A 12,462-nucleotide genomic window follows, 5' to 3' on the forward strand; every position below is an offset into this window, starting at 1 on the left:
AGCCTCGTGCGCACCGCCGGTGAGGACTATGGGTAGGGCACCCCATTCGCGGCTCACGGACGGGGTGGGTCACTACGGGGGTGCTCCAGGCCGAGGTGCGCGCCGAGGGCGGCGCGGGAGCGCAGCCCGAGCTTGCGCAACGCGGCGCCGAGGTGCTTCTCCACCGTCCGGGGGGAGACGAACAGCTGCTGGCCGATCTCCCGGTTGGTCAGGCCCGCGGCGGCCATGTCGGCTATTTCGCGTTCCCGGGGAGACAGGTCCGCACCGTAACCCTGCGGGCCACCGGGAAAGCGGCCCTTGACCGTCACGCCGTGCCTGCGGGCGAGCTGCGCGGCACGGTCGAGATCCCATCGGGCCGACAGGCCCCGGAACGTCGCCATCGCCTCCTGCAGCGGCTCTCCCGCTCCGGCGCACCCGGCGGCGAACAGGCGCCCGGCCGCCAGCTCGCGCGCCTGGGCCGCCTCGTACGGCGCGCCCAACAGGTCGTAACCGGCTGCCGCCGCGCGGAAGTCCGCCGCCGCGGCCTCGTCCCCGGTCGTGAGATGAGCGCGTGCGTGGGCCAGCGCCGGGGCGGCCATCGGCGCGTCGAGGTCGCCGAGCCGTGCCGACAGCCGGGCCACCAGCGCGAGCGCCTCCTCCTGCCGGTCGGCGGCCGCCATCGCCTCGGCGAGCGCGGGCAGCGCGCGAACCGCCAGCGGCCAGAGCCCCTTGATCTCCCACACGGCGACCGCCGCCTCGGTCGCCGCGAGCGCGGCCCCGGCCTCGCCGTTCGCCGTGGACAGCCGCAGGAACCCGGCCACCGACAGCGGAAGCAGCTCATAGGCGCCCATGACCAGGGCGTTGCCGGCGACGTCGGGGAGCTCACGCCGGGCGGTGTCGAGCTCGCCGCGCGCCAGCGCCAGGCAGGCCGCGACGGTCTCGGCGCCGAGACGGTCGAACGGGCGGCCGCCGTACTCCTCGAGCAGGAGCGCGGTCTCCTCCTCCAGGCCGTCCCACCGGCCTTGGCAGCAGGCCAGCAAGAGCGCGACCAGGCGGCAGCGCGCCAGCGGCTCGCGCGAGGACTCCTCGCCGGCCGCCTCCCGCATCGCCGCGGTCAGCAGGGTGGCGGCGACTTCGTAGTTCCCTGCGAGACAGGCGTTCTCCGCGATGGATCGGTAGGCGCCCACCTCCTGCCGGTGCCGTGGCCGGCCGCCGGTCCTGCGGCGCACCTCCCTGGTCAGTTCCAGCCAGCGGGGGTCGCCGTACCCGCCCAGCGAGGTCGCGATCTTGCCGAGGATGAACACCTCCTCGACCGGGTTGCCGATCGCCGGCACCACCGCCAGCGCCCGCTCCAGCCACACGATGTGCTCGGCCAGCGGCACCCGCGCGTCCATCGGCCGGCCGAGCGCCGCCATCACCCATGCCGCGAGCTCGGGCTGGCCCGCGAGGTCGTCGACGGCGGCGGTGAAGGCGCGGCGCTGCGCGCCGGGGTCCTCGCCGAGTCTTTCCTGGAGCAATCCGATGAGAAAGTGCAGCTGGCCGCGTAGCGGGCCCGGTTGCTCCGACTCCAGCGCCTGCGACAGCAGGTCGATGACCTTCGGCGGGCGCAGCACCTGGGCGGCGGCCCATCCCAGCCGTACCGCCAGGCGGCTTCGGCGTTCCGGGGCGAGGGGCGCGTGGCGCAGGACGTCCTCCAGAATGCGGACTGCCTCGGCGTCGTCGCCGAGTTGCGAGGCCTGTTCCGCTGCCTGTTCGGCGGCCTCCACCCAGTCGGCCAGCCGTCCGGCCCGGCGCAGGTGGTGGGCCTCCTGGCCGAGCGGCACCGGATTCAGGGCCCGCACGGCCGCGGCGGCCCGCGCGTGCAGCTCCTGTCGCCGGCCGAGCGGGATCGCCCCGTATACCGCCTGGGCGGTGAGTACGTGCCGGAACGCCACCATTCCGGCCTGCTCGACCAGCAGGCCGGAGACCAGCAGCTCGTCCGCCCCCGCCACGGTGTCGGCCCTGGTCAGCCCGCTTACCGCGGCCAGTTCCTCCAGCCGCACCGGTACATGCAGCACCGCCGCCGCCTCCGCGACGACCCGCGCCACCTCGGGCAGCCGTGCCACCCGTTCACGCACCGAGTCGCGGACGCCCGGCGGCACGTCGAGCTCGGCCACCGCCTTGCGCGCCCACCGCCCGCTGCGCAGCCTGATCAGCGCGCCGCGCGCCCGCAGCAGCGCCATCAACTCCTGGACGGCCAGCGGGAGCCCCGACGAAAGCTCATGCAGATGCGCGCCGAAGTCCGCGGTGACGCCCGCCTCGCCCAGTATCGCCGCGGCCATCGCGCCGGTCTGCGCGGCGTCCAGGGCCTTCAACAGGATGTGATCGTGGAAGACCGGGTCCGCGGGACGCCCGGTCACCTCCCGGACCGAGCCGTCCGCCTCCTCCCCCCGGTAGGCGAGCACGAGCGACATCTCCGGCAGCGGGACCGCCAGCGCGTAGGCGAGGAATTCGATCGTCTGCTCGTCGGCCCAGTGCAGATCCTCCACCACCAGGACGACGGGGCCGAGCGCCCGCAGCACCTCGGCCAGGCCGCGGAACAGCTGGTGACGTTCGGCGGCCCGGTCGTCCAGGGGCTTCAGCGCAGGCGGCAGCACGGATTCCAGTTCGGGCAGCAGAGCGCGCAGCGCGCCCGCGACCGGCGACAGTTCGGCGCGCGCCAGCGCGTCGCCGGTGCCGCGCAGCGCCTCGATCAGGGGGCCCAGAGGGAAAGGTTCCCGGATGCGCCGGGCACCGCCGCGCAGCAGCAGCCTGCCGGCCATCACGGGCAGCGCCGCCAGCTCGGCCAACAGCCTGCTCTTGCCGATACCGGCCTCGCCTTCGAGCACGACCACCGCGGGCGGCCGGCTCACCGCCGCGACCAGGCGGCGAAGCTCCTCCTTGCGTCCGATCAGGATCGGGGAGATCACCCGTCCCGCGGCCGTGTCGCCGTCCGCCATCGAGACCGCCTCCGCTCACCTGGTCCGTGCCTTGCGTGATGAATCACCTCAGTTGCGATCATTCATACAGCAAGCGCCCATGAAGGCTCATGTGCCCCTGGCGAACGTTCCTGGGTCCTGGTTCTCTCCCACCTTGTCCCGCACCTGCGCAGCCGACAGCCGATCGATGTGCAACCGCGGCTTCGCCGGCTCGCCGCGCAGGTGGCCGGTTTCGAGGCCATGCTCCAGATCAAGGGTTGGCAGCCGGGAATGTCGAAGCGATGGTCGCTGACGAGCGCGGGCACGGTGGTCGTCACTTCCAGCACCCGGCGGACCAGAGCTCGCGCCTCGGGCATTTGACGCGGCGGGCGCGAGCCGGCGAGGTGGTGGCGCGCGGGCCAGGTGGCAGGTGAGAGGCATATCCGTTGGATTTTGCGCCATTACACGGAGTGAGTGTTTGAGATCGGCGGTCTTCGTTAGTCGCAGCCGATTCTGGCTTGTCGCCGAGCGGCGCCCGTGCGGGTGAGACGGCAGGCCATACCGGCGATGGCAGCCCAGCGGATGACGGCCTCGGAGATCTTCGGGTCTCGTTCGTAGTCGCGGGCCAGACGGCGACAGGCGGTCAGCCAAACCAGTGTCCTCTCCACCACCCATCGCCGTGCGATGGGTGGTGGAGCCTCGCTGATCAGCGGGCTTGCGGACGATCTCCAACCTTGTACGCAGGGTGTCGCGGACCCAGTCCACCAACCGGCCGGCGAACCCCTGGTCGGCGAAGACGTGCCGGATCGGGGTCGCCAGATACGCCGACAGCAAGGCGGTCTTGGCACCGTCACGATCCTGCCGGCTCGCCGCCATCACCGCGACGGTGACCAGCAGGCCGGTGGTGTCGGTGATGATGAACCGCTTGCGGCCGTTGACCGTCTTGCCGGCGTCATGGCCGCGGCTGTCACGCCCGACGGTGTCGGCGTCCTTGACGCTTCGGGAGTCGATGATGCCGGCGGACGGCTCGTCGTCGCGGCCGTCCTGGCGGCGGGCCTTGATGCGCAGCTCGCGCAGCAGGGCCTCGGTCACGCCGGCCTGCTCCCACTGCTGGAAGTACCGGTACACGGTCTGCCAGGGAGGCAGGTCAGTGGGCAGATACCGCCACGGGCAGGCGGAACGGACCACGTACAGGATGGCATTGACGATCTCCCGGCGCGGGGGCTGCTCCGGGCGGCCGCCGCTGTTGGGCTCGGGAAGCAGAGGCGTGATGAGGTCCCATTGGGCGTCGGTCAGGTCTGAGGGTTGCGCTGCGGGGGCATTCGGCCGCCTTGGCCGCCCACGAGCTGGCCGTCACTGCCACGCCGTGCATAAACGATCTTCTCAAACACGCTCTGAACTGATGCGATGGGGCCGGTTTGGGCGTGGCCCTCTTCCTTTTCTCTCTTCCGGCCTCGGTACTGGTGAGGTCGTCTCCTGCTCAGCCTGTCTCGATGTGAGGCAGGGCGCTGCTGACCGTAGCCGCCTGGCACCGCGGCTCCCGATGGCTCGGAGGACCTGCAACTCTGGCTAACGGAGGACTCGGTAGCGAAGATGAGCCTCACTCGCGAAGGCTGATGTATCGAGGCGCTCAAGCTCGATGTGCCGCCCAAGGCCGGCGAACAGCGAGATGCCGTCGCCGAGCAGGACCGGCGCAACGTCCAGGTGGAGCTCGTCGACGAGACCCAGCCGCAGGCACTGTCGTGCGATGCTTCCTCCGAGCAGGCTGACCCAGCCGTCCCCGGCCGCTTGCGTGGCCAGCCTGACGGCCTCGTTGATGTCGTCGACGACGAAGTTGTACGTGATGCCGTCGCGCTCGATCGGCTCATGGGCGCTGTGGGTCATCAGGTAGACCGGGACCTTCAGCATGCCGCCATACGGGATCTCGCCGTCCTCGATGGTCTGGGTCTTGTTCGCGCCGCCGACCACCGCGCCGATCCGGCTCATCACTGACTCGACGACGGCGTCATCCTCGGGAGCGGAGGGCCGGCCGAACATCCAGTCGACCCCGCCGTCCTCCTTTGCCATGAACCCGTCAAGAGTGATGGTCGCGTGGACGATCACGGTAGCCATGAGCCGCTCCTATCTCCGAGAGGTGAGTCGATCGACTCACCTCTATTAACCTAATCGTGTTCGTAATGGTGAGTCAAGGAACTCGCCTCGATGAGATGCTGAACGGATGACACAGGGACGCTCCTCGTACCACCGTGCGGTGGCCGCGACCAATCGCGAGGCGATCCTCGGCGCCGCCGCGCAGCTCTTCCTGGAGTTCGGGTACGACCGCACGCCCCTGGCACGTGTCGCCGAGCGCGCAGGGGTGTCCAAGGCAACGCTCTTCAAGCAGTTCCCGACCAAGGCCGAGCTCTTCGAGGCAACGGTGCTCGCGGCAGGCGGATCGCCGGCTCCGGAGCCGGTCGAGATCCCAACCGGCGACCTCTACGCGGGCTTGGTGGTCCTAGGTCGCGCGTATGCGGAACTGTTGACTCGTCCTCGCATGGTCGCCCTGATGCGAACCGTGATCGCCGAATCGCACCACTTCCCCGAACTGCGCGAGCGGACCTTCGACTTCGGCACGCTGCCCGTACTGCAGGCGCTGGGGCGCTATCTGCGGGAGGCACACTCCGCGGGAAGCGCCGACATCGATGATCCGGATCTGGCATCCGCACAGTTCCTCGGCATGATCGCGTCCGCGATCTTCTGGCCGCGCCTCACGCACGGTACGTGGTCGATCACCAAGGAAGAGCAGTTGCGAGCGGTCGACGAAGCAGCCCGGACGATCGCCGCGCGCTTCGCAACTCCCTGACGTGATCATCCGCGTTCGGGGCAGTGCCCAACCTCAGGCTGCTGCCGAAGGACCTGGCGTTCGCCGCGGTGGACACGATGGGCGAGCGCGCCAAGAGCACCTTGGCACACAGAAGTAACGATCACGGCCGGGCGGTCAACGCCCTGAACTGCGGAAACGCGCCGGCGGTGTCAACCATGGCGGCCGCCATGGTGCACAGGTCGGCCGCACGCGCCCACTCGCGTGCGGGGGATGTTCGATGCCCGACGGTGAATAGCCAGAACCAAGCCCACCGGTTGGCAAGTCGAGGCGTGGAACAGAGCACGGCGAAGAAGACGAGCGCCCAGGAGGCGGCGATCCACCAGCCGCCGGGAATGTCGAAGGGCCAGTCAGGAAAGACACCGCGCCGGGAGGACTCCACCTGCTCCCGCACCGAGAACGGCGGAACAAGCACGCGGCTCATGTCGGCCATGAGGCGCGCGGTCGTGTACGGCCCTTCGAGGCCGGCCATCCTGCCCTCCACCTGGTGCCGAACCAGCGGGGATTCCGACCACCGCAGGGGATCCTGCAGGTCGCCAGGGAACACTTCGCCCGGGACGGCGCCGACCGCGCCTCCTACAACAAGATCATCGCCGAGCTCGGGATCTCCAAAACGTCGGCCTACCAGTACTTCGACGGCAAGGAAGACCTGTTCGCCGGGGTGATCGAGGATGTGCACGCGCGGATATCCCAGGCGCTCGGGGACTGGCCGGACGCCGGCTCGGCCGAAGAGTTCTGGGAGCAGTTGCAGGCGGCCTCCGGCCGGCTGACCGCGCACGGCCTGGCCCATCCCGATGACCTGGCGCTGCTCGACGCGAGCACGGCCCAGGACCCCGCGCCCTGGCTGGCCCCCGTGCTCGACAACGGGCGAGCCCTCGGCGTGATCAGGTCCGACGTGGATCGCGAGCTCATGCTCGCCGCCACCGCCGCCGTCCTGCGCGCCGCCGACGTCTGGGCTGCCGCAAGGCTACGCCAGGGCTCCGCCGTACCGGATGTGATCTGGAGCCTGGTGCGAGGGATGTGGAGCAAGCCCGATGAGAGCTGAGATCGACTGGACCATCCCCGCCACGCCGCCGGGATGGAGGGGTGCGTTCGAGCGGTTCATGGGGCCGGGCAAGAGCCGGGCGGAGCAGCGGATGGAGATCGCCGGCTCGCTCGCGTGCATGGCGCTGCTCGGCTGGCACCTGCTCCTGGCGCCGATCCAGGGTGGCTGGCCGCAATGGCTCGTCATGCTGGTCATCGGCCTCGATCTCGTGGGCGGCGTGATGACCAACGCGACCAACGCGGCCAAGAGGTGGTACCACCACAAACCCTCGCGCGCGCGGCTCGGGTTCGTCGCCGCACACCTCGTCTACCTGGCGGCCATGGCGTTCGTGGTGCTGGACGCCGCATGGGGGTGGTTTCTGACCAATTCCGCCCTTCTGCTGGCGGGCGCTCTGCTCATCGAGATGGTCCGACTGGAGGCCAAGCGGCCCGCTGCCATGGCCGCCTATATGGCCGCGGTGCTGGTCAACCTGACGGCCCTGCCGGTTCCGGAGACCCTGGACTGGTTCACCGTCTTCTTCTTCCTCAAGCTCCTGGTGTGCTATCTGGTGCCGGAGGCGCCCATGCGATCCGCGCCGGTCACTGCATCGGGATCACCCGCAGCGCCTCCTCCTTGAGCTCGCCCGGCGTCTTCATGTCATGCGGCGGAGCCAAGTTGTATTCGATGGCGAGCTGAACCGTCTGCGCCATCCGCTCCCCGGCTTCCCCGGCCAGCAACGTCAACGCCATGTCGATCCCCGACGACACCCCTGCCGCGGTGACGATCTTTCCATCGAAGACGACCCGCTCCTCGACTGCCGTGCTGCCGAGCCCTCCAGGTGCCGCACCCGCCCCCAGTGCGAGGTGGCCCGCTTGCCGGCCAACACCCCGGCCGCAGCCGGCGAGCACACCCAGAGCGGGTATCTCGTCCCACCGTCTGACGCATCGACCCTTCACTTCTACGGGCAGAGAAGTGGCCGATGCGATTCTCAGCCAACGCCTGCGGTTTCGCGGTCAGGGAAGTGAGGCGGGCAGCGCGAAGGGTGGGAAGTGGTCGGGACCGAGGAACGAGACGATCTCGCAGATGCGCGGGCCGCGGAGCGCGAACACGGTGATCGACCAGGCGGTGTGCGGCCCGGCGACGTCGCCGCCGAGGTAGAAGGCCACGGCGGGCTGGGCGTTGGCGCTGGTTGGAAGGGTGCGCCAGCTTGGACAGCTGGTGATGGGGACTTGCAGGGCGAAGTCGGTGACGGCCGCCAACCCCTTGTACCAGTGCGCCAGAGGCGGCATGGACCAGGTGACGTCCTCGGTCAGCAGGGGCACCAGGGCGTCGATGTCGCCGCGTTCCAACGCCGTCGCGAACGCCGCCACGAGTTTGTGCACCTTGGCGTCGCCGATCTTCCGCAGCGCCTGCTGCTGGCTCATCGAGGGGGTCTTCTCGGCAATGAGCCTGCGGGCCCTCGCCAGGGCGGAGTTCACGGACGTGGTCGAGGTGCCTATCATGGTGGCGATCTCGGCGGCGGAGAACCCGAGAACGTCGAACAGCAGCAGCGCGGCCCGCTGGTTGCCCGACAGGTGCTGCAGGGCAGCGACGAAAGCGAGTTCGACGGACTCGCGCCGCTCGTAACGCGCTTCGGGGGCGGCGCGGCCGTCGGCGAGGCCCTGATCGGGGTAGGGCGCCAACCAGGCGACGTCGGTCAAGGGGGCAGCGTCCAGCACGGCCCGGTCGCTGGATGAGCCAAGGTCGGCGGGCAGCGCCCGCTTGGCGCGGGAGGCGACCAGGTCCAGGCAGGTGCGGGTGGCCACGGTGTAGAGCCACGAGCGCAACGAGCCGCGGCCCTCGAACCGCGCGAGCCCTCGCCAGGCGCGCAGCAGGGCTTCCTGCAGGGCGTCGTCGGCGTCGTGAGTCGAGCCCAGCATGCGATAGCAATGGGCATGCAATTCCTGGTACAGCGGCCCGACCAGGCGCGCGAAGGCGGCATCGTCCCCCGTACGAGCTCGGGCCAGGTCAGCCTCCTGACCGCTTCGCACCGGATCCGCCGGGAGCCCGAAAGATATTTCCCCCATGAGCGACGATTGTGCCCTACAGCGGCAGTCCTACCAGGTGACGGGCCACACCGGCCCGGCCCCGCCAGAGAGGACTGCCATGACGTCGACCGGATCTCGCCCCGCAGCCGAATGGTTCGACATCTCCACACTCGATGCTCGGCAAGCGCGAGGCTTCCATCAGAAAATGTTCGGCTGGGAGGTGAACGCCATCGACGAGACCTACGCACTCATCGGCGACGACGGCGGCCGTCCTGCGGGAGGGATCGGCCAGGCCGGTCCGAACAGCCCGTATACGGGGATCGTGGTCTACTTCCCGGTTGACGACGTCGAGGCCGCGCTCGCTCGTGCGCAACGGCTGGGCGGCAGCCGGGTCCTGGAGCCGACTCAGACGCCCCTGGGGCGCATCGCGGTATTCGCCGACCTCGACGGCAATCGCGTCGGTCTGGTGAGCCGCTGACCATGATCGAGTTCACACCCGAACCCATCGACAAGGTCCACCTCTGGTCGCTGGTCCACGCCGAACGGGCGGCCCTGGCGGCCGACCTCGCGGATCTGACCGATGAGCGATGGGCCACGCCGTCCCTGTGCGCCGGGCTGACGGTCCGCGAGGTGCTGGCGCACATGACCTCTGGGGCGAGCCTCACGCCGGTACGGTGGCTGACCGGCGTCATCCGCTGCCGATTCGACTTCGATCAACAGGTGGCCATACGGCTGGCCGAACAACTGGGCGCGACCCCGGCCGAGACGCTTGCCAGGTTCCGCCGCATCATCACCAGCACGACCAAGCCCCCCTTGCCGGTCATGGCGATGCTGGGCGAGACGATCGTGCACGGAGAGGACATCCGGCGACCTTTGGGCATCCGACGCGACTATCCGATCGACCTGCTCACGCGGATAGCCCACTACTACCGGCGCACGGACATGGTGGTCCTGGCCAAGGGCCGGATCCGCGGCCTGCGTCTCGTCGCGAACGACGGCCCCTTCGAGACCGGTTCCGGCGCTCTCGTGGCCGGCCCGACAGTGGCGCTGACGATGGCGATGACCGGACGCGCCGGCTACTGGAACGAGCTCGAAGGCGACGGTGTTGCGGTGCTCCGCGCCCGCGGTACGGTCACGTGATCCCCACCTCAGGCCCTCACCGCTCGGGCTCTGAGCAGTTGGGTTGCATGTCTGCCTGTACTTGCCTGTGTGCCTTTGCCTGTACGCCGACAGCAAGCGGCGGTCATCTGTCTCGACAAGGAAGCCGTGCAGGCGAGCGTGGTCGCGCCCAGCGGCTCACTGTCGGACCAGGAGGCCCCCAGGGGTTCGGGCGCCTCCCAGGCCGTCAGCTGCCGCTCAGGGGCGGATTCCTGCTGCGCGAACTGGTTGATCAGGTCGGCGAGGGCTTGCCGGTCCTGCTCGGACGGGTCCTGTAGGAGGATGGCCACCGGCTCGATCACCCTGCATCGTGGCCGCGGGCGTAATGGCGTCGTCGTCGCTGAGGTCCAGCCTGATGACGAAGGTGGTGGCGCGGTGCATGTCCTTGGCCGATGTCATCGCCGCTCGCGCGGCCGACATGGCATCGCGGAAGCTGAACTCGTCGCCGTGACCGGAGTGCATGTAGCGGGTGCTCCAGACCTGGCGCCGGGCGGGGTCGGCGACGGCGTGTACCGCGCACCAGACCGATGCCGAGTAGCGCCGCCAACCAGCAGCACCCAGGGAAGCGCTCAGGCGGTACGGAGTGCCCAGCATGGGACGGGTTGTGCGGTGTCGCCGGTGGCCGGGGCCGCGTGCAAGAGGCTGATCGCCATACCTGCACCTTCCACGCACCTTGAGGACAATTGATCACCTGTGACGGTGAATCGCCTCCCCCACGCGAGCCAGTGACGGCTTCGACACATACCCGGATGGACGGGGTCAGGCGACGGATTGCGCCACCAGAGCCATGGCCTGCCGCATGGCGTTCCGCACCTCGCCGGGTCCGTCGCCGCGCTGCAGCGCGGTCACTGCGGATGCGCTGACCGCGCCCACCATTGCGCCGACCAAGGCGGAGGCGGTGATCGTGTCGAGTCTGCCGGGGAATGCCCGCTGCAGAGCCTGGGCCAGTTCGGCCTGCGCCGTGAGGTATCGCTGAAGCAGCCGGGCCTGTAGCGCCGGCACCGAGGCCGCCAGCCGTGCCCGCAGTGCCGCGAGCCCGCTGGGGAGGTCGCTGTCCCAGGTATCGGCGATCATCTGGTCCATCGCCCGCACCAGCACCTCAGGCAGCCCTTCCCCGGCGCGGCGCTCGGCGATCGCCTGCAGCGCCAGATCGACGCGCACGTCGGCATTGGCCAGAAGCACATCCTCCTTGGTCTGGAAGTGGAGGAAGAAGGTGCGGGGGGACACCTCCGCGGCGTCGGCGATCTCGGCCACCGTCACCTGGTCGTAGCCCTTGTCCTCGAACAGGCGCACCGCCGCCTCGATCAGTGCCTGCCGGGTGCGCTGCTTCTTGCGCTCTCGCAGTCCGTGCTTCTCCACCACGCAGGGCAGTCTATGACATCTCCTGAATTAATGCATACTGTGAATTAGTACATAGACTGCAGTCAGTGAAGGGAGATCGTTCATGGGAAGTCTGGACGGACGCGTCGTCCTCATCACCGGAGCGGGGCGCGGCATCGGGCGGGAAGAGGCGCTGTTCTTCGCCGCCGAAGGCGCGAAGGTCGTGGTCAACGACCCCGGCGTCGCCATAGACGGCACGGGCGGCGACGCCGGCGTAGCCGCGAAGGTCGTCGCGGAGATCATCGCGCACGGCGGACAGGCCGTGGGCAACACCGACAGCGTCACCGACTGGGACGGCGCCCGCCACATGGTGGAGACGGCTCTGGAGTCCTTCGGCGACCTGCACGTCGTGGTCAACAACGCGACCATCGAACGGAACATGGGCCTGACCGACCTGTCGGAGGAGGACTTCGACGACGTCGCGGCCGTCAAGCTGAAGGGCACCTTCGCGGTGACGCACTGGGCGGCCCGCCACTGGCGCGACCGGTATCAGGCAGGGGTCCACGCCGACCGCGCCGTGGTCAACACCTCCTCCGGCTCCGGGCTGCTCAACCCCCTGCCCGCGCAGGCCTCTTATGCGGCAGGCAACGCCGGGGTCGCGGCGCTGACCACCGTGGCGGCCCTCGAACTCGGCCGGTACGGCGTGCGGGTCAACTGCATCTCGCCCTCGATGGCCCGGACCCGCCTCACTCTCGCCGTTCCCGGCATGAGCGAGGAACCGCCGGTGGGCCGGTTCGACCCACTGCACCCGGCCGCCTGCGCACCTGTCGCCGCCTACCTGGCCGGCGCGGCCTGCCCGCTCACCGGCCAGCTGCTGTCGGTACGGGGCGGAACGGTCACGGTCAATCATGGCTGGTCCCTCGGCGCCCACATCCACAAAGACGGGCTGTGGAGCGTGGCGGAACTGGCCGAGAAGGTGAAGGAACTGCCGATGGACGACCCGTTCGACAAGCTCGCCCAGGCCCTGACCGGCGCACTCGGCACCATCGGACGCGATCAACTCCAGGAGATGATCAACGCCCTGCTTGACCAGGGGGTCCACTCCGACGCGGCCTCCGCATGACGCGATGAACCACGTCCCGGACCGCGTGCTCAGTC

The 12,462-nt window shown here is 69.7% G+C and carries 13 protein-coding genes; 6 read left to right on the plus strand and 7 right to left on the minus strand.

The window, feature by feature from the left end; translation table 11 throughout:
- Positions 1 to 53 precede the first annotated feature (53 nt).
- From ACIBQ6_RS36835 to ACIBQ6_RS36845, 3 genes are all read right to left on the minus strand, one after another.
- Positions 54 to 2,957 (minus strand): AAA family ATPase, encoded by a 2,904-nt coding sequence (locus ACIBQ6_RS36835; RefSeq protein WP_397217694.1) that lies wholly within the window; start codon positions 2,955 to 2,957, stop codon positions 54 to 56.
- A gap of 87 nt (positions 2,958 to 3,044) precedes the next feature.
- Positions 3,045 to 4,211, minus strand: coding sequence for an IS5 family transposase (locus tag ACIBQ6_RS36840; protein ID WP_397217884.1), 1,167 nt, complete (start codon positions 4,209 to 4,211; stop codon positions 3,045 to 3,047).
- Positions 4,212 to 4,484: 273 nt separating this feature from the next.
- Complete coding sequence (locus tag ACIBQ6_RS36845; RefSeq protein ID WP_397217696.1) at positions 4,485 to 5,027, minus strand: dihydrofolate reductase family protein; 543 nt, start codon at positions 5,025 to 5,027, stop codon at positions 4,485 to 4,487.
- Between the two features lie 139 nt (positions 5,028 to 5,166).
- On the opposite strand from ACIBQ6_RS36845, the gene ACIBQ6_RS36850 reads away from it, so the two are divergent.
- Positions 5,167 to 5,757, plus strand: a complete 591-nt coding sequence (locus ACIBQ6_RS36850) for a TetR/AcrR family transcriptional regulator (protein WP_397178434.1) — start codon at positions 5,167 to 5,169, stop codon at positions 5,755 to 5,757.
- A gap of 121 nt (positions 5,758 to 5,878) precedes the next feature.
- Here the strand turns inward: ACIBQ6_RS36850 and ACIBQ6_RS36855 are convergent, their stop codons facing one another.
- Entirely contained in the window at positions 5,879 to 6,247 is a 369-nt protein-coding gene (locus ACIBQ6_RS36855; protein WP_397217698.1) for a hypothetical protein, read from the minus strand.
- A gap of 15 nt (positions 6,248 to 6,262) precedes the next feature.
- On the opposite strand from ACIBQ6_RS36855, the gene ACIBQ6_RS36860 reads away from it, so the two are divergent.
- Together ACIBQ6_RS36860 and ACIBQ6_RS36865 are read left to right on the plus strand one after the other, a co-directional pair.
- Complete coding sequence (locus tag ACIBQ6_RS36860) at positions 6,263 to 6,820, plus strand: TetR/AcrR family transcriptional regulator (protein ID WP_397217700.1); 558 nt, start codon at positions 6,263 to 6,265, stop codon at positions 6,818 to 6,820.
- Positions 6,810 to 7,436 carry a hypothetical protein gene (locus tag ACIBQ6_RS36865; RefSeq protein WP_397217702.1) on the plus strand — a complete coding sequence of 209 codons (627 nt, stop codon included), beginning with the start codon at positions 6,810 to 6,812 and terminating at the stop codon, positions 7,434 to 7,436. Before ACIBQ6_RS36860 ends, ACIBQ6_RS36865 begins: the two co-directional genes overlap by 11 nt.
- On the opposite strand, the gene ACIBQ6_RS36870 is transcribed toward ACIBQ6_RS36865, so the two are convergent.
- Both ACIBQ6_RS36870 and ACIBQ6_RS36875 read right to left on the minus strand, forming a co-directional pair.
- Positions 7,399 to 7,707, minus strand: coding sequence for a hypothetical protein (locus ACIBQ6_RS36870; protein ID WP_397217704.1), 309 nt, complete (start codon positions 7,705 to 7,707; stop codon positions 7,399 to 7,401). The two genes, ACIBQ6_RS36865 and ACIBQ6_RS36870, sit on opposite strands and share 38 nt — an antisense overlap.
- Positions 7,708 to 7,812: 105 nt before the next feature.
- A complete protein-coding gene (locus ACIBQ6_RS36875; RefSeq protein ID WP_397217706.1) occupies positions 7,813 to 8,865 on the minus strand; it encodes a sigma-70 family RNA polymerase sigma factor in 1,053 nt (350 codons plus the stop codon).
- Positions 8,866 to 8,944: 79 nt separating this feature from the next.
- Between ACIBQ6_RS36875 and ACIBQ6_RS36880 the strand changes: the two genes are divergently transcribed.
- The gene (locus ACIBQ6_RS36880; protein ID WP_397217708.1) at positions 8,945 to 9,304 is read left to right on the plus strand and encodes a VOC family protein; all 360 of its coding nucleotides are present in this window, start codon (positions 8,945 to 8,947) and stop codon (positions 9,302 to 9,304) included.
- 2 nt (positions 9,305 to 9,306) lie between these two features.
- Positions 9,307 to 9,966, plus strand: coding sequence for a maleylpyruvate isomerase family mycothiol-dependent enzyme (locus ACIBQ6_RS36885; RefSeq protein WP_358302579.1), 660 nt, complete (start codon positions 9,307 to 9,309; stop codon positions 9,964 to 9,966).
- Positions 9,967 to 10,743: 777 nt separating this feature from the next.
- On the opposite strand, the gene ACIBQ6_RS36890 is transcribed toward ACIBQ6_RS36885, so the two are convergent.
- Positions 10,744 to 11,346, minus strand: a complete 603-nt coding sequence (locus ACIBQ6_RS36890; RefSeq protein WP_397217711.1) for a TetR/AcrR family transcriptional regulator — start codon at positions 11,344 to 11,346, stop codon at positions 10,744 to 10,746.
- Between the two features lie 82 nt (positions 11,347 to 11,428).
- Between ACIBQ6_RS36890 and ACIBQ6_RS36895 the strand changes: the two genes are divergently transcribed.
- The gene (locus tag ACIBQ6_RS36895) at positions 11,429 to 12,427 is read left to right on the plus strand and encodes an SDR family NAD(P)-dependent oxidoreductase (protein ID WP_397217713.1); all 999 of its coding nucleotides are present in this window, start codon (positions 11,429 to 11,431) and stop codon (positions 12,425 to 12,427) included.
- Positions 12,428 to 12,462: the final 35 nt, after the last annotated feature.

Origin of the sequence: Nonomuraea sp. NPDC049655 (genome assembly GCF_044465465.1) — a bacterium.
Lineage (GTDB): Bacteria > Actinomycetota > Actinomycetes > Streptosporangiales > Streptosporangiaceae > Nonomuraea.

What these genes read in the sequence shown, in the direction of transcription:
- ACIBQ6_RS36865 (WP_397217702.1), top strand. Translation starts at nt 6,810, where the DNA reads ATGAGAGCTGAGATCGACTGGACCATCCCCGCCACGCCGCCGGGATGG.
- ACIBQ6_RS36845 (WP_397217696.1), bottom strand. Translation starts at nt 5,027, where the DNA reads ATGGCTACCGTGATCGTCCACGCGACCATCACTCTTGACGGGTTCATG.
- ACIBQ6_RS36855 (WP_397217698.1), bottom strand. Translation starts at nt 6,247, where the DNA reads ATGGCCGGCCTCGAAGGGCCGTACACGACCGCGCGCCTCATGGCCGAC.
- ACIBQ6_RS36895 (WP_397217713.1), top strand. Translation starts at nt 11,429, where the DNA reads ATGGGAAGTCTGGACGGACGCGTCGTCCTCATCACCGGAGCGGGGCGC.
- ACIBQ6_RS36835 (WP_397217694.1), bottom strand. Translation starts at nt 2,957, where the DNA reads ATGGCGGACGGCGACACGGCCGCGGGACGGGTGATCTCCCCGATCCTG.
- ACIBQ6_RS36875 (WP_397217706.1), bottom strand. Translation starts at nt 8,865, where the DNA reads ATGGGGGAAATATCTTTCGGGCTCCCGGCGGATCCGGTGCGAAGCGGT.
- ACIBQ6_RS36880 (WP_397217708.1), top strand. Translation starts at nt 8,945, where the DNA reads ATGACGTCGACCGGATCTCGCCCCGCAGCCGAATGGTTCGACATCTCC.
- ACIBQ6_RS36885 (WP_358302579.1), top strand. Translation starts at nt 9,307, where the DNA reads ATGATCGAGTTCACACCCGAACCCATCGACAAGGTCCACCTCTGGTCG.